This is a genomic window from Prevotella sp. AM42-24 (assembly GCF_003461825.1).
GTDB lineage: Bacteria > Bacteroidota > Bacteroidia > Bacteroidales > Bacteroidaceae > Prevotella > Prevotella hominis.
This window is the reverse complement of sequence record NZ_QTXV01000015.1, coordinates 1-19,716: the sequence shown is the minus strand read 5'-3', so window position 1 is coordinate 19,716 and position 19,716 is coordinate 1. Positions and strand designations below refer to the sequence as shown.

Genomic DNA, 19,716 nt, shown 5'->3' with positions numbered 1-19,716 from the left:
TCGGAATTCTCTCATCACTTATGATTTCATTTCCTGCCGCACAGGCATCAAGCTCTACTGGCTTCGAAGTGAAACCAGAGGTATTCTAAAAAAATAACCTTGCTGCTTATTGAGCAGCAAGGTTATTACGTACAGGATTAGCATACATCGTCAACAGACGCTCTTTCAAGTAGACCTCATCCTTATTAGGAAGGTCAATTTTTGCAAGTTGACCCTGGATATACTTTTCAAATTTTGCTTTGTCTTCAGCAGTATATTGATCGGTATAAGCCTCCGTTTCCTCCAGCATATCGAGAGCCACATAATTTCCAGGATACAAACGGTAATTACGATGTATCTGCTGGTCAATATAAGCAGCTACCTTATTATATATATCCTGCTTTGGCATATCCGGATCCAGAGAATCAAGATACTCATCAAGACATGGGGCAGCATGATAATGTACGTGTCCCTTATAACCGAAGATACCAGTCTGCATACTTACCAGATCATCAGTAGGTCCCTTTTTCCACTCCGCATGATCACGCTTCTGCTGGAATTCCTTTGCCTTCAGAAAATCGCATGGGTCATACTCATAACTGATAGACAGAGGAACCAGATGCAACTGCTTCAATCGTTCTATAATACTTCCCTCACCACCCATAGACATCATCTGGAGAATTGATTTCTGGGTACGGTCATTGCTATCCTTGGCACGACCTTCACGCTGGGCAATCCAGATATTCTCATTTTTCTCCTTGATAGCAAAGTGCATATAGTCGGAAAGACGCTTACTGGACATCAACATCTGACGCATACTCAAGGCACGCTCTACGATGAATGCCTTGTTGACACGTACCAGATCCTTGACCCATGGAAGAGACAGGAGATTATCGCCGATGGCTATCTCGCAAGTCGTTTTGAACTTGTTTTCTATCAGCATGACATCGAGGATAGCAGAATCGAGCACGATATCACGATGATTACTGATGAAGGTATAGTTGCGGGTATTGTCGAGTGACGAACAGTCCATCTCGCAGCCCGTAGTCGCCTTCTTCAATATGCCAAGAACGAAGTCATAAGCGAAAGCCAGCTGGAAATCAAGATTTGTCTTACAAGCCTTCAACTTTTGGGCAATCATTTCCAATGGTACCTGTGGATACAGGTATGCCAACACTTGCTTGAACTGGTCGTTTGCCAGCAAACGATCAAATACCTCCGGGAGGTCTTCCGGCTCCCAAGGTCTAATGGTATCAAATTCTTGAGGGATTTTCATGATGTAAAGCTTTTAAAATTGATTCTCTACAATGTCACTGAGCACATCCTTGATATCAAGTCCTGCGGCACGAACCTGCTGCGGAATGAAACTTGTAACGGTCATACCCGGTGTCGTATTGATTTCCAGCATGTTCACCTTATCCTTACCGTTCTCATCCTTGGTGATGATATAATCAATACGGATAATACCATTAGCATGAAGGATATCATAGATGCGGGAAGTAGTCTTAGCCACTTCTGCTGCAGTTTCAGGAGAAAGACGAGCAGGAGTAATTTCCTGTACCTGTCCATTGTACTTGGCATCATAATCGAAGAATTCATTGCTGGTCACCACTTCAGTAGCAGGCAAAACCACACACTTGTCGGCAGTCTTGTATATACCCTGAGAAATTTCAACACCATCCATGAATCCCTCTATCATAGCTTCCTCAGCCTCCATGAAAGCCACACGGAGGGCTGGAGCCAGCTGGTCAGCATTCTTCACCTTGCTCACACCAAAGCTACTGCCGTCAGCAGCAGGCTTTACAAAGCAAGGCATACCGATGCGCTTGGCTATAGCCTCATCATCATACTCCTCACCACGGCGGAGCAAGATGCTATCAGCTACATTGATACCAAATCCACGAAGATAATTGTTGAGTACATACTTATCAAAAGTCATAGCCTCTACAAGAACACCACTTGTAGAATAAGGCAAATGAATCAGGTCGAAATAGCCCTGCATTACACCATTCTCACCAGGCTGACCATGAATCGTAATATACGCATAATCAAAATACTTGCGCTGTCCATCCTTGACAAAAGAGAAATCATTCTTGTCAATTTCGGCAGTATCACCATTATCAAAGGCTACATGCCAGTCGGTGCCCTTGACATCGACTATATATATGTTATAGCGCTCTTTATCAAAGAAAGAGTACAAACCCTGACCTGAGCGCAATGATACGTCGTGCTCAGAAGAATCACCACCGCAGACGATGGCTATCGTTCTTTTGTTATTTTCCATCTCTTATTTATATTTAATGAATTAGAATCTTTTTTATCTGTCACTTTTGACCTATAGAATCATCACTTAGTCTGGAACGTATCTTGTGTGGTTCCTGCGATGAATCCTCTCCACTTCTCTATGAGTTTGCGGAAGTCATCAGGCCACTCGCTATCGAAATCCATCTGCTGTTGGGTAGTAGGATGCACAAAGCCAAGTGTCTTGGCATGGAGTGCCTGTCTTGGGCAGAGTTTGAAACAATTTTGTATAAAAGCCTTGTAACTGCTACTTCTCTGTCCTCTCAATATTTCTGCACCACCATACGTCTCGTCCATAAAGAGCGGATGACCGATATGCTTCATGTGAGCACGAATCTGATGGGTTCTACCTGTCTCCAGCACACACTCCACAAGCGTGGTATATCCAAAGCGCTCCAATACCCGATAATGCGTTACCGCACTTTTACCGATACCACTATCCGGATCGAACACCTTCATACGAAGACGATTCTTGGGATCTCTTCCGATGTTCCCCTCGATACGACCTTCGTCCTCAACGATATTTCCCCATACCAAAGCATTGTATCTGCGATGGGTGGTCTTATTGAAAAACTGCTTTCCCAAAGAGGTCTTGGCACCAGGAGTCTTTGCTACAACGAGCAAGCCGGACGTATCCTTATCAATACGATGCACCAGTCCCACTTCCGGATCGTTGGCATCAAATTCCGGCATATCTCTCAGATGCCAGGCTACAGCCTGAATCAGCGTACCATGGAAATTACCAGCGCCAGGATGCACTACCATACCAGCCTCTTTATTTACGACCATCAACTGGTCATCTTCATAAACCACATTGATGTCAATCTCCTCTGGTTTGATGCTGGTCTCATGTCTTGGACGGTCCATCATCAACGTGATCATATCATTCGGGCGAACCTTATAATTACTCTTTACAGGTTTCCCGTTGACATGGATAAAACCGGCATCAGCAGCCTGCTGAATACGATTACGGCTCTGGTATGCCATTTTATCAGCCAGGTATTTATCAATTCTCACCGGATCCTGATTAGCATCCACCTGCACCTTCCAGTGCTCATAGAGTTCACCATCCGACGAGGACGACTCGCCGATAGGCTGAAGCTCATCATCCAACTCTTCATCAAGCCCATCAACATCTCCAGCATCATCAAAACCGAAATCATTCTCCACTGGAGCATATACCTTATTATATATATAATCTAAAAATCTCATTCGTTCGTACAATTGAATTCTTCACATATCTTTCTTCATTCATCACTTACCTATTCTACCACTTCGTTATGTGAATGTGAAGGAGTCGAAGGATCAGTGTTTTCCGTGCCAGGAACGACCTCAAAATTGTCAGCATCTCCCGACTCTTGAACCTCCTCCTCAAACTCTTCCTGTTCATACTTAGGATCAACATAGTTGACGGAATCAGCAGCATCACGCTGACCATTTCCCACCTGTACCGTAAGAATCGCATCAATGGACACCTTATCACCAGCAACCACATGCTTTCCCTTGACCAGGATACCATAAACCCAGTCTTCCTCACCAGGTATATACTGAGGAGCACCCAACTTGAAGCCCATGGCTGTCAACTTAGCCATAGCCTCTCGCAGAGAACTGTTGTCAATCACATCAGGGATGGTCAAGGTAGGTGTGTGATCAGAGTTGATAGTCACATAAATCACTCGTCCAGCCTTTACCCTTTCTCCAGAAACAGGAGATTGTTCCAAGATACAGTCAGGAGGAAGATTGCGCACATATCCCGTATCCGTCACTTCAATCTGAAGTCCGGCATCATCAAGGATACGCTCAGCGTCAGCGAAACTCTTATACCGGATATCCGGAATCAGAATAGCCTCACCATGATGAGTATAGAGTTCAATACCGAACTTAACGCCCACACAAAGCAGTGCGACAACCACTCCCATAGCGAAGAGATTGCCCCAGAGATACTTGCTCTTAAACTTATTAAAAAATTCAGATGAAGTCATTCTATTTCATTTTTGTCTGCAAAGATAGTATAAATCGAAGACAATACAAAATAAAAAAATGATTTTTTCAATTTATTGTTGAGAAGAAGGCTATAAATACAAAAGAGACCTAAAACAAAAAGAGGCAAAACACCTAAAGGTCTATAAACACAAAAAGCAGCATAGGAGTTATCCCTGCTGCTTTCAATGTCATCGTTAATTCTGAAGCCCAACGAATATTATTTTCCGTGGTGCTCGTCAGACACAGTTAACTTCTTACGGCCATGAGCACGGCGAGAAGCCAATACACGACGACCATTCTTTGTTGCCATACGCTCACGGAAACCATGCTTGTTCACGCGACGACGATTGTGAGGCTGAAATGTTCTTTTCATTTTTCTTTATTATTTTTTTAATTAATATTCCAAAAAAGAGGGCATAACACACCTTTCGGGCTGCAAAATTACGCATTATTTCTGAAATAACCAAGAAAACTGCAAAAATTAGCTTAAATATTTATGTTTTTTTCGATAATTGCTTGGGTTTTTCGTGATTTTACCGTAACTTTGCACCGTTTTACAGAAATATAATATAATTCAAGATAAACAAAATGATTAATTCACAGGAAATTAAGATTGGTACTTGCATCCGCATGGATGGCAAAGTTTGGGTTTGTATTGACTTTCAGCACAGAAAGCCAGGTAAGGGTAATACTGTCATGAACACCAAGTTGAAGAACGTGGCTGACGGCCGTGTTTTGGAGCGTACTTTCCAGGTAGGTTTCAAGTTGGAGGATGTTCGCGTTGAGCGCCGCCCTTATCAGTATCTCTACGAGGATGCTACTGGTTGCATCTTTATGAATCAGGAGACTTTCGAGCAGGTGCCTATCGCTAAGGAGAACGTTACTGGTGGTCAGTACATGAAGGAAGGTGATGTAGTAGAGGTTGTAACTGATACAACTGATGGTACTATCCTCTTGGCAGAAATGCCTGTTAAGACTACTTTGAAGATTACTCACTCTGAGCCAGGTGTTAAGGGTAACACTGCTACCAACGCTACTAAGCCTGCTACTTTGGAGACTGGTGCTGAGGTTCGCGTTCCTTTGTTCGTAAACGAAGGTGAGACTATCCAGATCGATACTCGTGACGGTAGCTACCTCGGTCGTGTAAGCGAGTAATTCCTCGCCTGTTCCTATCAGAGTTCTAATCAACTAAACTTGAATCATATATGAAATATTCCATCATTGTCCCTGTATTCAATCGCCCTGATGAGGTGAGCGAACTACTTGAGAGTTTGACACACCAGACCGTCAAGGACTTCGAGGTCATCATCGTTGAAGACGGCTCTAAGATTCCTTGCAAGGAGGTTTGTGATGCGTACAAAGACAAGATGGATATTCAGTATTTCTTCAAGGAGAACTCTGGTCCAGGACAAAGTCGCAACTATGGTGCTGAGAGAGCATCAGGCGAGTATCTGTTGATACTTGACAGCGACGTAGTCCTTCCTGAAAATTATCTCAAAGCTGTAAATGATGAATTGAGCCGTGAGCCTGCTGATGCATTCGGCGGTCCTGACAAGGCGCATTCATCATTTACAGATACCCAAAAAGCTATATCTTACTCCATGACATCTTTTTTCACCACCGGTGGTATCCGTGGCGGCAAAAAGAAGATGGATAAATTCTATCCCCGTTCATTCAATATGGGTATCCGCAAGGATGTTTATCTCAGATTGAATGGTTTTTCTGCCATGCGTTTCGGAGAGGATATAGATTTTTCTATCCGTATATTCAAAGCAGGTTGCCGTTGCCGCCTCTTCCCTGAAGCATGGGTATGGCACAAGCGTCGTACTGATTTCCGTAAATTCTGGCGTCAGGTCTATAATAGCGGTATTGCCCGCATCAACCTCTACAAGAAATATCCAGAGAGCCTCAAGCTCGTGCATTTACTTCCAATGGCCTTTACCGTTGGCGTCATAGGCACGCTGTTACTCCTGTTCTTTGGTTTCTTACCATACCTGTTGGGCACAGAGCACATTTTTCCAGTACTTGGCAATGCCATGGCAGCATTGGGTTGCATCGGCTTATTCTTGATTCTACTCTATATCGTAGCGTTAGTTATCGACAGTACCAAACAGAATCAGAGTTTGAAGATTGGCATACTGAGTATCCGAGCTGCGTTTACCCAACTGATGGGCTATGGTTGCGGATTCCTGTCTGCATGGTGGAAGAGATGCATCTTGGGCAAGAGCGAATTCAGCGCTTACAACAAGACCTTCTACAAATAAAGAATTCCTGCGAAAACTTTTCAAAATCAACAAATATGAGCGAAAAACTATCCATAGCGAAGTGGGCTTCAGAAGACCAGCCTCGCGAGAAACTCGAAAGTTTAGGTCCCAGTGCATTGTCAAATGCAGAACTATGCGCCATCCTTATCGGTTCTGGTTCCAGAGACGAAAGTGCCGTAGAACTGATGAAACGTATTCTCAACAATTGCGACAACAACCTCAATACACTCGGCAAGATGAACCTACAGGAACTACAGCAATACAAAGGTATGGGACCTGCCAAAGCCATCACTTTACAAGCAGCTTGCGAACTTGGCAAGCGCCGTGCTCTTGACAAAATTGGAGTACGTCCCGACTTAGGCTCATCATTGGCTATCTACAACTACATGCTCCCCCGTATGCAAGATCTCGATGTGGAAGAAGGTTGGATTCTCCTGATGAACCAGAACTTCAAACTCATTAAGGCAGAACGCATCTCTCATGGCGGTATCACAGAAACAGCCATAGATGTCCGCCTCATCATGAAAGAAGTGTTCCTCAATAATGCCACCATCTTGGCTATCTGTCACAACCATCCCAGCAACAATCCTATTCCAAGCAAAAACGATGATCTGCTGACCAACCAGATCAACAAGGCCTGTCAGATTATGCGCATTTTCTTCATGGACCATGTCATCATCACGGATGGAGCCTTCTACTCTTATCATGACAAAGGGAAACTGTAAATATCAGCATTTCTCAAGAAAATATCAGCACAAAGAGCGAAAATAAATCACCTTTTATTTTGTTTTCTCTGTATTTTATGCTACCTTTGCAAAATATAAACAATAATCATACAGGTAGCATTTCGTGTGCTCCTTCACAAAAAGAATAAAGCATTTATGACTCAAGAAGAAAAAACAAAAATAGAAGAGAAAATCGTAGATGTACTCAAAACCGTTTACGACCCTGAAATTCCTGTGAATATCTGGGAATTGGGAATGATCTACAAGATAGATGTCAAAGACGATGGCAATGTAGATATTGACATGACATTTACAGCCCCATCATGCCCTGCTGCCGACTTCATTCTGGAAGATGTGCGCACCAAGGTGGACAGCGTAGATGGCGTCAATTCAACAAACGTCAACCTTGTTTTTGAACCTGCCTGGGATCAGAGTATGATGAGCGAGGAAGCTCGCGTAGAACTTGGCTTCGAATAAAGACAAAGCCGTTGAATTCTTCACTCTTCATTCTTCACTCTTCACTTAAAAAGTTTCGCTTATGAAAAATGTATATTTCCTTTCAGATGCACATCTGGGTTCGTTAGCCATACCGCATGCCCGCATGCAGGAACGCCGTCTGGTACGCTTTCTGGACAGCATCAAGACAAAAGCCTCTGCCATATATCTTTTAGGCGATATGTTTGACTTCTGGAACGAATACAAATATGTGGTACCCAAAGGGTACACCCGCTTTTTGGGAAAACTCTCTGAGTTGACCGATATGGGAGTAGAAGTACATTTCTTCACGGGCAATCATGACCTCTGGACATACGGCTATCTGGAGCAGGAATGTGGGGTCATCGTGCATTACAAACCTCAGACCGTAGAAATTTACGACAAGGTATTTTTCCTGGCTCATGGTGACGGACTTGGAGATCCTGACAAGAAGTTTAAATTATTGAAATCCATGTTCCACAACCCTACCTGCCAACGCCTGCTGAATGCCATCCATCCACGATGGGGAATGGCATTGGGACTGAACTGGGCAAAGCATAGCAGACTTAAACGGGCTGATGGAAAAGAAGAACCATACATGGGCGAAAAGAAGGAATTCCTCGTCCGTTTTGCCAAACAGTATATGCAAGGGCACAAGAACATCGACTACTTCATGTTTGGCCATCGCCACATCGAACTGGATCTCATGCTCAGCAAGAAAACCCGCATGATGATTTTAGGAGATTGGATCTGGCAGTTTACTTATGCCGTATTCGATGGAGAACACATGTTTATGGAAGAATACGTGGAAGGCGAAAGCCAACCATAACAATAAAGGGCAGCCCATGAAGCTGCCCTTTATTGTTATCGCTGTATTCTTCCTCCTGAAGAAGTCATATTATGGATAATCTCCTCTTCCGACACCAGGTTCTGGTCACCTGGAATGGTATTCTTGATAGCACTTGCCGACAAGGAGAAGTCCAGACAATATTGATTTTCATCGCCCCATTTCTGATGAGCATGTATATAGGCTGCCACAAAAGCATCTCCTACACCCATCGGGTCAATGATAGGCTGAATATCGTAGATTCTGGTAGTATAGAGTTTGTCTTCCTGAGAATCGTAAAGCAAACCACTCAGGGTATGATGACTGCTGGCAATCTGATTGCGTACTGCCATCACCATTTTCTTACACTTAGGGAAGAGCTTGTGCATCTTGCGGAAATACTCCAGATAAGCCTCCTTATCTATCTCATAGTTTTCATCCAAAGCCTCAAAAGGAATATGAGGTACACCGCTGGCAACCTCCCACTCATTCTGGTCGCCAAAGATAATATCGCTGTATTGCATCATCTGGAAGAGCACATCATGAGGTTCCAATCCGTATCCCCAAAGATTCTTACGGTAGTTGATATCGCAGACAATGGTCAAGCCATCCGATACCGCCAATTTGATGGCATCCATGGTAGATTCCATCGCATCACGGCTGATGGCACAAGTAATACCAGAGCAGTGGAATACAGCCGCATCAGCCAAAACCTTATCCCATTTCACCATATTCCTTTTCAATGAATAAAAAGAAGAATTCTTGCGGTCATAAATCACGCGGGAATTACGCATCGCCACGGCTTCCTCAAAATAATAAGTACCCAGACGTTCTCCGCCACGTACCACATGCGAAACATTCAGACCATACTCTCTGAGATGCATCAGCGCAGCCTCTCCCATTTCCCCATAAGGCACACGGGTGACATATTCTACGTTGTTTCCCAAATAAGCCAGTGAGATAGCGGCATTCGCCTCACTGCCTCCATAATTGCCTTCCATGCGACGGCCCTGGAATAAACGTTGATAACCAGGCTTAGAAATTCTAAGCAAAATTTCTCCGAAAGTTACAATCTTTGTTTTCATCTTTTTATCATTGAGATTAATACATAGTAATAATATAGCTGATGAGTATTGCTTGTTTCACAAAGACAAAGTCTAAGTGTTATAGTAAAAGAATTAAGGTGAAGCATTTCTATCGTTGCAGAAAAGCTTCACCTTATTATATATAGGATGATTACTTATTAGCAACCAAATCCATAGTATCGCGAGCAATAACGATTTCCTCGTCTGTAGGAACTACTACTACCTTCACCTTACTGTCGTCAGTAGAGATGATAGCTTCCTCACCACGAACCTTGTCATTTACTTCCTTATTGATCTTGATGCCAAGATACTCCAGGTTCTTGCAAGATTCCTCACGGAGGCCGGTCTGGTTCTCACCTACACCTGCAGTAAATACGATAGCATCAACACCACCCATAGCTGCTGTGTAAGCACCGATATACTTCTTGATGCGATATTCGTACATACGGAGAGCCAACTGAGCCTTCTCATTACCCTCGTTGGCAGCGTTCTCGATGTCACGCATATCAGAAGAAATACCTGTAATACCGAGCACACCACTCTTCTTGTTCAGGAAGTCAGCCATCTCCTGTGGCTTCATGTTCAACTTCTCCATCAGATAAGTAACAGCAGAAGCATCGATGTCACCACAACGTGAACCCATCATCAAACCAGCCAATGGAGTCAAGCCCATTGAAGTATCCAATACCTTACCATTCAATACAGCAGCTACAGAGCCACCGTTACCGATGTGGCAAGTGATGATCTTAGAGTTGTTCTGGTCAAGACCGAGAATCTCGCAAACACGCTTAGAAACATAGCGGTGAGATGTTCCGTGGAAACCATAACGGCGTACGTGGTACTTCTCATACAACTCATAAGGAATTGCATAGAGGTAAGCGTAGTCTGGCATTGTGCTGTGGAATGCGTTGTCGAATACGCAAACCTGAGGAGTGCCTGGCATCAAAGAGTCAACGGCACGGATACCCTTCAGGTGGCCAGCGTTGTGAACAGGAGCAAGGTCGCAAAGTTCCTCGATACCATCCTCAACGCTCTGATCAACAATAACGCTCTCCTTGAACTTATCACCACCCTGTACGACACGGTGTCCTACAGCGTCGATTTCCTTCAAGTCCTTGATAGCGCCGATTTCTGGATCGAGCAAGCACTTGAACACGAAGTTCACACCTTCCTTGTGGTCAGGCATATCGTGCATAATCTGCTTCTTCTCGCCATTAGGCAATTTCACCTTGATGAATGCGTTATCAAGACCGATACGCTCTACACCACCCTGTGCCAATACAGACTCATCGTCCATATTATATAACTTGTACTTGATAGATGAACTACCACAGTTCAGAACCAATACTTTCATAATAATGTAAATGTTAAATGTTAAATGTTGAATTAAGCCTTCTTAGCATCCTGTGCCTGGCAAGCGGTGATAGCTACCATGTAGTAGATATCATCTATAGAGCAACCACGAGAGAGGTCGTTTACAGGACGAGCGATACCCTGAAGGATAGGGCCGATAGCGATGGCACCACCCAAACGCTGAACGAGCTTGTAACCGATGTTACCCACCTCAAGGTTAGGAACTACCAATACATTAGCCTTACCAGCTATGTCAGAACCTGGAGCCTTCTTGGCAGCTACCTCAGGAACAAGAGCTGCATCGGCCTGAAGCTCACCATCGAGATGAAGCTCTGGGAACTTCTCCTTAGCGATTGCTACTGCGTCTGTCACCTTGTCGATGATATATACGCTCTTACCAGTCTCCTTATTGATAGCATCCTTAGCACTACCCTTTGTAGAGAAGCTCAACATAGCAATCTGAGGATCCTTAATACCTGCTACAGACTGAGCTGTATGAGCTGTAGTATAGGCAATCTGAGCAAGCTGGTCTGCTGTAGGGTTTGGAGTTACAGCAACGTCACCCATTACCACTACGCCATCCTGACCGTACTGCTTCTGATCAGAGATGAGCAACATAGCACCACTTACGCAAGTGATACCTGGAGTACACTTGATAATCTGAAGAGCTGGACGGAGCGTATCACCAGTTGTGCTCAATGCACCTGAGATCTGACCATCAGCACCCTCAGTCTTGATAATCATACAACCGAGGTAGAGGTTGTTCTTAGTTACAAGTTCACGAGCCTGCTCTACTGTCATGCCCTTCTTCTTACGAAGTTCAGCGAGCTTCTCAGCATATTCCTCAGTCTTAGGGTTGTTTTGTGGATCAACGATAGTAGCCTTGTCGATGTTGTTAAGACCCCACTGTGCTGCGAGATTCTTAATATTGGCAGGGTTACCGATGAGGATGATGTCTGCGAGATCATCAGCCAAAACTTTATCGGCTGCTTTCAATGTACGCTCCTCTTCTGCTTCAGGGAGCACGATGCGCTGCTTATCAGCTTTAGCGCGAGCTACAATTTGCTGTAATAAATCCATTTTACTTTTTTATTTATTTAATTTTTGTTGTTTGCTAAGTAGATTTGTCCAAGATGAGGCATCACATTCAGGCATAAACCCGTTTGTTTGCCACATCGACTTTGCAAAAGTACATAAAAAGTTTGATATAAGCTAAATATTATTGTGTAAAAAAAGCTAAAATCAGAGATATTACTATTTGTAAAGGTTTACGGAGTGAAAAAAGTGAAGAACGAAGAGTGAAAAGTGAAGAATTCATATGCTTTTTTCTTGAATCCTTCACTCTTCGATCTACGCTCTTCTATATAATTTCCTGCGTCAATATACTCTCCAACTCCTCTGCAGAAAGTCTCAGTTTAAACTCACCCTTGATAGCCACACTAATTCTTCCCGTCTCTTCCGATACGATGACGGCAATGGCATCACTACTCTGCGAAATACCCAAGGCTGCACGGTGACGGAGACCTAATTCTTTAGGAATATCCAGATTATGACTCACTGGGAGGATACAACCTGCCGACATGATTCGCTTGTTGCTTATCACCATCGCACCATCATGCAGAGGCGAGTTCTTGAAAAAGATGTTCTCTATCAACCGCTGGTTAATCTTAGCATCTATCTCCTCTCCCGTATCCATGATATCCTTCAGCGGAACTCCCCGCTCGATAACGATCAGGGCGCCCACATATTTCTTTGCCATGCTCATACAGGCCATCACGATAGGCATGATGGTTTCCTTATCCGCCTCCCGCTGACTATCCTTGTTGGAATGGAAGAAGCGCACCAATCGCCTCATCCCCTTCTGCGAACCTATCTCATAAAGGAAACGGCGGATATCTTCCTGGAAGATAACAATCAGCGCAATGACTCCCACGCTCACCAACTTATCCAAGATCGAACCCAGGAGACGCATTTCCAACACCTGACTCACGAAAAGCCAGATAAGCACAAAGAGCATGATGCCCACAAATATGTTGAGGGAGCGGGACTCCTTCATCAAGCGATAGACATAGAATAGCAGTGAAGCTACCAGCAGGATGTCTAAAGCATCTTTTATACCGAATTCTATCATTTCAACTTAATCTTTATCCATCATGGCATCTACAATCCTTACAGCCTCGACAGCCTCCTTCACATCATGGACACGCAGTATCTTGGCACCCTTCATCAGAGCAATGGTATCAAGCACCGAAGTTCCATTGAGAGAAGTGGTAGCATCACCACCCAACAGTTTATAGATCATGCTCTTACGGGAGATACCCACCAGCACAGGCAGTTCCAGCACATTCAGCTTTTCCATCTCATTGTATATCTGATAATTCTGAATGAGATTCTTGCCGAAACCGAACCCCGGATCCAGAATGATATCCTTGGCACCAAGATCACGCAATTGCTGCACTTCCTTGGCAAAGCCCTTCATCATTCCGGCAAGTGTAGGCTGCACAGACATTAATATATAAGGTACCTTCAGTTCACCAACCAACCGGAACATCTCCGGATATTCCTCATGACGCTGCTCAAGCGGAACATTGGCAATGCCCGTGATACCACCTTCCGATACATCATTGATGATATCAGCCCCCCACTCTTCTATACACTTGCGTGCCAAGGTTGGGCGATAAGTATCTACAGAGATCGCAGCATCCGGTTGTTCACGACGAACGATGTCGAGAGCGAACTTCAGTCGTCTTCCCTCCTCCTCTTCCGAAACTTCATCAGCACCCGGACGGGTAGAGAAAGCCCCGATATCGATGATGCTTCCACCTTCAGCAATGATTTGGTTGGCTCTGTTGGCAATTTCCTCCTCAGTCTGTTTTCTACTACCAGAGTAAAAACTGTCGGGTGTTACATTCAGAATACCCATCACCTGAGGAGTATTCAGATCCATCAATCGTCCCTTTATATTGATTGTATATTCCATTTATCAACTATTTTCTTGCAAAAATAGAAAGAATATTCGAGATAACTCGCTTTTTTTAAGAAAATTGTTTGATATTTCCACGATTTAAAGTACTTTTGCACTCAAAACAATAGTTATAGACTATGGAAATTTCAGAACTCTATCAGATTTACCAAGCGCACCCGGTGATTACCACCGATAGCCGCGACTGTCCAGAGGGCAGTATCTTCCTGGCTTTGAAGGGCGCATCGTTTGATGGCAACAAGTTTGCCGACATGGCTTTGGAGAAAGGCTGTGCCTATGTGATTATTGACGAAAAGGAGTATGCCAAGGAGGGCGATGAGCGCTATATCCTCGTAGAAGATTGCCTCACCACCTTCAAGGAACTCGCCCGTGAGCACCGTCGCCACTTCGACATTCCTGTTATAGGTATCACCGGTACCAACGGCAAGACCACAACCAAGGAATTGGTTTCTGCCGTGCTCGATGAGAAATACAACGTGATGTTTACACAGGGCAATTTTAATAATGATGTCGGTGTTCCTAAGACGCTCTTCCGCCTCAATCCGGAAAATGAAATTGCTGTTGTAGAAATGGGTGCCTCCCATCCTGGCGACATCCAGAAACTCGTGGATTACGTGGAACCTACCTGCGGCATGATTACCAATGTGGGGCGTGCCCACCTGCAAGGTTTCGGCAGTTTTGAGGGAGTAAAGAAGACCAAGGGCGAACTTTACGACTTCCTTGCGGCCAACGATGCTTTGGTATTCATCAATGCCGACAACGAACACTTGATGGAGATGGCAGACCAGCGCAATATCAACCGCCTCATCACCTACGGCAAAGATGAGAACTGCGATGTTTGGGGAGAGGTTATCTCCTGCGCTCCTTTCCTGAAGTTCCGCTGGCGCTCCGAGAGTTTCGACTGGCATGAGGTTCAGACTCATCTCATCGGCTCTTACAATATCGACAACATGCTTGCCGCCATCACCATCGGTCTTCATTTCGATGTGAAGCCTCAGCAGATAGACCACGCTTTGGAAAATTACATTCCAAGCAATAACCGTTCACAGTTGGAAGAGACGGCGCACAATAAGCTGGTGGTAGATGCCTACAATGCCAACCCATCCAGTATGGCTGCCGCCATCGAGAATTTCCGCGTGATGGATGTACCTCAAAAGATGGCTATCTTAGGCCAGATGGGCGAGCTTGGAGAAGTAAGTCACGAGGAACATCAGAAGGTAGTTGACCAACTACAGGCTGCCGGTTTGGAGAATGTCTGGCTGGTAGGTGATGAGTTCAAGGATATCCCTTGCAGTTACCGCAAGTTCCATGATGTAGAAGAGGTAAAGGCTGCCATCAAGGAAGCACAGCCTCACGACCATTACATCCTCATCAAGGGAAGCAATAGTGTCAAGTTATTTCAGCTTCCAGAATTATTATAAGGATTTAGAATACGCCCCCAAAAATTATTTCCTGCCCAAAGCATAATTTCTACGTGGGCAAGGAGATTTTTTCCTTGGGCAGGGAAAAATGAAAGTGGGGTAAGCCCCAAGAATAAAGGCGATGTTCCGATTTCACTCGGAGCACCGCCTTTGTCTGTTTTTTTTAAGCATCCATACGGATGCAAGTTTCCGTTTTACTTCACACTAAACTTCAGCGTCTTTCCTTTCACCTTGATGATATAGATGCCAGCAGCATCCAAATCCACTTCATGTTCTGTACCACGATATACGGTATAGCCTCCAGATAATAGGCGTTACTTTTGCCATCCGCCAAATCGCCAAAATCTATTGAGGCACCTTTCAACGACAGGAAAGCGCCAGCGTTAGCATACGCTCCGTCGAACAGCGACGGCAGATCCATCTACCCTCTGACACCTACATGAAAACCCGCTTTTGAACTATACAAGGAGCTGTTGATCTTCGAGATGTTCAAACCCGCTTGCACTTCCCAACTCATCTTGCTCTGAGCAAATGCACATACGCTCATAAGGGCGCAAAATGCGAATAAAATTAGTTTTTTCATTGTTTGATGTTTTTAGTTATTGACTTGCTTTTAAAAAGCATGGATATTCTCTTGTTTTTTCAGGAATCATACAACGTCTATTTGATGTAAAAGGTGAAACCATAGGCATTGCCATCCACGGAGACGTCAACAATCACATTACCTTTCTTCAGCGTTGCCCACTTGCCATCGACCTCTGCGATTTTGAAATGGAACTTGTTCCTTAGTTCCGATTTTATATAGTTATAGGCACGTTTGTTGTAGACACGAATCGAGACGAAAGGTCCGAAACCAACGCTTCCTGCTATCAGCACAGAAGAGTTACCCTTACCATATTTAATCGGACTGCCGTCTGACGCCACCATACAATTCTTATAGTAGACATCCTCATAATAGAAGTCGTTCAACTCAGGGTCGTGATAGCGACCTCGAAACGCATAGCCGCTCCTTTCCGCTATTTTCTTAATACCAACGTTGCCCTCTTTCACACTCTTTATCAGCTCACCAATGCTAAAGATATCATCAAAAGTCGCACGCTGCGCCGCAGACTGTCGCGGCGCACCCGTCATAGAGGTCTGGCTATAGCAGCAAATTGTGCTGATCATGAATGTCAGAAAAGATATTAATGCTTTCATATTGTATGGTTTATAGACGAAAGCAATCTTGCTTTAAAGAAGTCACTCCATCTGGTATTTTTACACTCGTCAACTCTTTACAACCAGAAAAACATCTATGATCTATCGATGTTACTTGACGTTCTTTGCCATCATAGTTTATGGTCTGAGGAATGACAATATCACCAGAATATCCGCCATCTTTATTTGTTACCGCTATATCACAGGTCTCTATAGCCAATCTCCTTACAGAATAGCATATACCATCAATCTCTATGTTGTCTGCATAGACTACCACATAGTTTAATATCATAACCGTAGCAAGCAACAGTCTTTGGAGTAAGAATATATACCCATAGCCATATAACACCGCCAACAATGTACAGAATAGAGTTATTGTTGCACTAAATCCATTGTTATAGTTAGAGGCGAACTGCTCATGTAGCTGCATCTCCATCTCTTTGATAGCCTCCATGTCATTTTGCTCTTTTATATTTTTCTCTTCGTTACTCATACACCAAATTCTGACTTGTCATTTGAGTATATACTTTGGACAAAAATTGCCATAATTTTCATAATCATCCGCTATCCTCCAAATTTACTTGACACACATTTTAAGAATAAATGATGACTACACGCCATGCCTGTTGAGTCACAGGTTCCCTGCACCTCAACTGGTATCTGAATAATAAGATAATCGGTAATATGACGAAAGAAACAAAACTACTTATGAACGAGCGGAGCAGAATTGCCCACCCCAATTTCCAAACCAGCAACAAAGCAGCAGTGGCTTTGTTCTCCTTTTGGCAGTAAAGTCCAAAGATGGATAAGTCCTCGATGTTCATAGTTAGTATCATTTACTTATTGACACGGCAAAAATACTAAAAAATATCGTAAGTTGTTTATTTTTATTTCACTTTTTTCTCTTTCCCTACTTTTTTCATTCTTTCAAGGTAAAAGAGTAGGAAAGCATAGAATCTATTCAACGGCGACCCAAAGCAAGAATATTTCCATTCAACACCTTCTTTTAATTATTGAGAAGTAGTACAACTTTGCCAAGGAAGTAGTACTTCTTTGCCATGGCTGTTTATATTGTCAAATACAAAATCAATTGTTCCATACTATTCTCAATACTCTCAATCATCGGTATCTCTTTATAGGCAAGATCAGGAAGTTCTTTTGCATAGACGTTGCTTAATGCAGACCATACATTATGTAGGTCATTGATGATAGGAGATTCCTTGATGTCTTTATTTTGCCATCCTTCGGGCTTATCAAATCTCTGTTGGTCTTGCGCAAACAAGTTGCAGAAATCCGACTTGAATGCGTCACTTTTCAGATAGTCCTGTGTCTCTGCATCATTCAAGAGGAAATGTAAATCATAGAAATGACGTATCTTAGCTGTTAACTCAGGCATATAATTGTCTGCCAAGGAACAACGCAACAATGATACCAATTTCTCTGTCAATGTTCTACGCCTGTCGAGAACATTCACCTCGAAAGGTTGCATATCGTATTCCTCTATCAAGTTCTCGTTGCCTGTCTTTTGAAAAAACTCTGTCAAAAAACTTTTCAGTCTGCATTTCTGGAAAGGATATGGATTGGCAAAGGAATTGATTTCGACAAGCAATTGTCCTGCCTTGATTGCACCTACTTGTAATGTATCAATAGCTCTTGGATAAGAATAGTATGCCTTGTGATAGTGAGAGCCTTTGCTCGTAAAACCTGGCATATTCATTTCCTGCAGTCCTTCTGTCATACTTTTGGCAGTTCTCTTGATCAGCATCTTCAATTGATTGCCGCTGAGCGTCCATGCCTCAGAGATAGCAATATCGATGTCTTCTGAGAATCTACTACCGATACCATATGCTTTTGTTAGACTTGTTCCTCCTTTGAATATGGCACGGTTATCATTGTCGTTCGCAGCCATCAATGACAACGAGCGACAAATCCAATAGTCTTTCTCTATGAAGATGCTCTTGATGCCAAGTCCTCCATCCTCAACAGGTTGCGATGCTGCTTGCAATGCGTCTGAGAACAATTCCCAGTTTTCATGTAATCTCATATGATGTTCCAGTTTCTTTTATTTGATAATACTTTGTCAGAGATTGGCAACTTGTAGCTGGTCACTCCATTCAATGTTTTACTAATGACTTCTGTTACAAGTCCCACACTCTCATAGATGGCTCCGAGCAAAGCTCTTACATAAGGTGTGTATGCCAAAGACAGCTCTATCAACTCTTGTTTTTGTTCCTCTGAAAGAGCAACTATTGCTTTGCGGATGTTTGTCACACATTCATCTGGTGAAGTAGCAGGAATCTCCTTTATAAGGCGCAAAGCATCCAATATTCTAAGTAGTGGAATATTGCTTGATGTTATGGCATTCTCTTGTAACAAAAAAGATATTTTCACACCATTCCTTGTGATAGGTCTCCGATATTTATTTGTGCCGACAAGGATGGATGAACTTATCTGTGTTGTCAACCCCATGGATGCAAATGCTGTAGTTCCTGTAATGTAGCCAACAATCTTACCATTTTGCTCCAAAAAGTCCTTTACTAGTTCAGAATCCGCAGGCTTTAGATTTCCAAAAATAGTCTTCTTCGGAATATAGTATTTCCCCTTTGCTATCTTTTGCAACTCACCTTGGAGCACAAGACGGTTGAGAGCTTTGGCGAGTGCAGGCTGATACCGCATCTCCACCCCAAAGTCTCTTGTAGTCAACACAACCCCAGCAGGGGTCAATGACAATTTTTCCTTTATAAGGCTTGCTATTACCATATTTATCTCCTTTATTCGACTGCAAATTTAGTAAAAAGTCTTGTTTTTTACGTCATAAACTTGACTTTTATATATTTCTTTAACCATTATAGCCTAATATATACCTCAAATTCTGCACATAAAAGCTGTTAGCCAGCCGATTTTATTAGTTTCTTTTATCTAAACTTAACATCGCTCAAACTAAGAATATTACATTATATTTAGTGCCGTTTTATGTAGTTGCGATACACTTTTCTGCACTTATTTTTATAAGCTATAACTTATTAAAAAATCGACCTAACTTAACGATGCGCATCATTGTACCTTAACGATGCGCATCATTAACACCTAATAAAGCGCATCGTTAGACCACTATAAAACGCATC

General features: G+C 43.3%; 22 protein-coding genes. 6 read left to right on the top strand and 16 right to left on the bottom strand.

Annotated features, from left to right (window positions below):
• Positions 1-106 precede the first annotated feature (106 nt).
• From DW917_RS06740 to rpmH, 5 genes are all read right to left on the bottom strand, one after another.
• A complete protein-coding gene (locus DW917_RS06740; RefSeq protein WP_118117258.1) occupies positions 107-1,255 on the bottom strand; it encodes a 1-acyl-sn-glycerol-3-phosphate acyltransferase in 1,149 nt (382 codons plus the stop codon).
• Positions 1,256-1,267: 12 nt separating this feature from the next.
• Complete coding sequence (locus DW917_RS06735) at positions 1,268-2,263, bottom strand: D-alanine--D-alanine ligase (RefSeq protein WP_118117257.1); 996 nt, start codon at positions 2,261-2,263, stop codon at positions 1,268-1,270.
• A gap of 62 nt (positions 2,264-2,325) precedes the next feature.
• A complete protein-coding gene (locus DW917_RS06730; RefSeq protein WP_022111200.1) occupies positions 2,326-3,492 on the bottom strand; it encodes an RluA family pseudouridine synthase in 1,167 nt (388 codons plus the stop codon).
• Between the two features lie 50 nt (positions 3,493-3,542).
• Positions 3,543-4,262 (bottom strand): PASTA domain-containing protein, encoded by a 720-nt coding sequence (locus DW917_RS06725; RefSeq protein WP_118117256.1) that lies wholly within the window; start codon positions 4,260-4,262, stop codon positions 3,543-3,545.
• 218 nt (positions 4,263-4,480) lie between these two features.
• Positions 4,481-4,636: a 50S ribosomal protein L34 gene (gene rpmH, locus DW917_RS06720; RefSeq protein WP_004351099.1), complete on the bottom strand. Its 156-nt coding sequence runs from the start codon at positions 4,634-4,636 to the stop codon at positions 4,481-4,483.
• Positions 4,637-4,851: 215 nt separating this feature from the next.
• Here rpmH and efp point away from each other — a divergent pair, with 215 nt between their 5' ends.
• The 5 genes from efp (at position 4,852) to DW917_RS06695 (ending at position 8,555) form a co-directional block, all read left to right on the top strand.
• Entirely contained in the window at positions 4,852-5,418 is a 567-nt protein-coding gene (gene efp / locus DW917_RS06715) for an elongation factor P (protein WP_022121096.1), read from the top strand.
• A 50-nt stretch (positions 5,419-5,468) separates the two neighbouring features.
• Positions 5,469-6,527 carry a glycosyltransferase family 2 protein gene (locus DW917_RS06710; RefSeq protein ID WP_118117255.1) on the top strand — a complete coding sequence of 353 codons (1,059 nt, stop codon included), beginning with the start codon at positions 5,469-5,471 and terminating at the stop codon, positions 6,525-6,527.
• A gap of 35 nt (positions 6,528-6,562) precedes the next feature.
• Entirely contained in the window at positions 6,563-7,252 is a 690-nt protein-coding gene (gene radC / locus DW917_RS06705; protein WP_118117254.1) for a DNA repair protein RadC, read from the top strand.
• A 156-nt stretch (positions 7,253-7,408) separates the two neighbouring features.
• Entirely contained in the window at positions 7,409-7,729 is a 321-nt protein-coding gene (locus DW917_RS06700) for a metal-sulfur cluster assembly factor (RefSeq protein ID WP_118117253.1), read from the top strand.
• A 61-nt stretch (positions 7,730-7,790) separates the two neighbouring features.
• Positions 7,791-8,555, top strand: a complete 765-nt coding sequence (locus DW917_RS06695) for a UDP-2,3-diacylglucosamine diphosphatase (protein WP_118117252.1) — start codon at positions 7,791-7,793, stop codon at positions 8,553-8,555.
• 35 nt (positions 8,556-8,590) lie between these two features.
• Here DW917_RS06695 and DW917_RS06690 read toward each other — a convergent pair whose 3' ends face one another.
• The 5 genes from DW917_RS06690 to folP all read right to left on the bottom strand — a co-directional run bounded on the left by DW917_RS06690 (position 8,591) and on the right by folP (position 13,970).
• Entirely contained in the window at positions 8,591-9,637 is a 1,047-nt protein-coding gene (locus DW917_RS06690) for a sugar kinase (RefSeq protein WP_118117251.1), read from the bottom strand.
• A 151-nt stretch (positions 9,638-9,788) separates the two neighbouring features.
• Positions 9,789-10,991, bottom strand: coding sequence for an acetate kinase (locus DW917_RS06685; RefSeq protein WP_118117250.1), 1,203 nt, complete (start codon positions 10,989-10,991; stop codon positions 9,789-9,791).
• A gap of 32 nt (positions 10,992-11,023) precedes the next feature.
• The gene (pta, locus tag DW917_RS06680) at positions 11,024-12,070 is read right to left on the bottom strand and encodes a phosphate acetyltransferase (protein ID WP_118117249.1); all 1,047 of its coding nucleotides are present in this window, start codon (positions 12,068-12,070) and stop codon (positions 11,024-11,026) included.
• Between the two features lie 280 nt (positions 12,071-12,350).
• Positions 12,351-13,121, bottom strand: a complete 771-nt coding sequence (gene cdaA / locus DW917_RS06675; RefSeq protein ID WP_118117248.1) for a diadenylate cyclase CdaA — start codon at positions 13,119-13,121, stop codon at positions 12,351-12,353.
• 6 nt (positions 13,122-13,127) lie between these two features.
• Positions 13,128-13,970, bottom strand: a complete 843-nt coding sequence (gene folP / locus DW917_RS06670) for a dihydropteroate synthase (RefSeq protein WP_118117247.1) — start codon at positions 13,968-13,970, stop codon at positions 13,128-13,130.
• A 122-nt stretch (positions 13,971-14,092) separates the two neighbouring features.
• Here folP and murF point away from each other — a divergent pair, with 122 nt between their 5' ends.
• The gene (gene murF / locus DW917_RS06665; protein WP_118117246.1) at positions 14,093-15,394 is read left to right on the top strand and encodes a UDP-N-acetylmuramoyl-tripeptide--D-alanyl-D-alanine ligase; all 1,302 of its coding nucleotides are present in this window, start codon (positions 14,093-14,095) and stop codon (positions 15,392-15,394) included.
• A 226-nt stretch (positions 15,395-15,620) separates the two neighbouring features.
• Here the strand turns inward: murF and DW917_RS06660 are convergent, their stop codons facing one another.
• From DW917_RS06660 to DW917_RS06635, 6 genes are all read right to left on the bottom strand, one after another.
• Complete coding sequence (locus DW917_RS06660) at positions 15,621-15,815, bottom strand: hypothetical protein (RefSeq protein ID WP_118117245.1); 195 nt, start codon at positions 15,813-15,815, stop codon at positions 15,621-15,623.
• A 239-nt stretch (positions 15,816-16,054) separates the two neighbouring features.
• Positions 16,055-16,591, bottom strand: a complete 537-nt coding sequence (locus tag DW917_RS06655) for a hypothetical protein (protein ID WP_147344130.1) — start codon at positions 16,589-16,591, stop codon at positions 16,055-16,057.
• Positions 16,592-16,601: 10 nt separating this feature from the next.
• Positions 16,602-17,084: a leucine-rich repeat protein gene (locus DW917_RS06650; protein ID WP_118117243.1), complete on the bottom strand. Its 483-nt coding sequence runs from the start codon at positions 17,082-17,084 to the stop codon at positions 16,602-16,604.
• Between the two features lie 100 nt (positions 17,085-17,184).
• Positions 17,185-17,427, bottom strand: coding sequence for a hypothetical protein (locus tag DW917_RS17185; RefSeq protein ID WP_118117242.1), 243 nt, complete (start codon positions 17,425-17,427; stop codon positions 17,185-17,187).
• Positions 17,428-17,657: 230 nt separating this feature from the next.
• Complete coding sequence (locus DW917_RS06640; protein WP_118117241.1) at positions 17,658-18,635, bottom strand: nucleotidyl transferase AbiEii/AbiGii toxin family protein; 978 nt, start codon at positions 18,633-18,635, stop codon at positions 17,658-17,660.
• Positions 18,632-19,351 carry a DUF6088 family protein gene (locus DW917_RS06635; RefSeq protein WP_118117240.1) on the bottom strand — a complete coding sequence of 240 codons (720 nt, stop codon included), beginning with the start codon at positions 19,349-19,351 and terminating at the stop codon, positions 18,632-18,634. Before DW917_RS06635 ends, DW917_RS06640 begins: the two co-directional genes overlap by 4 nt.
• Positions 19,352-19,716 lie beyond the last annotated feature (365 nt).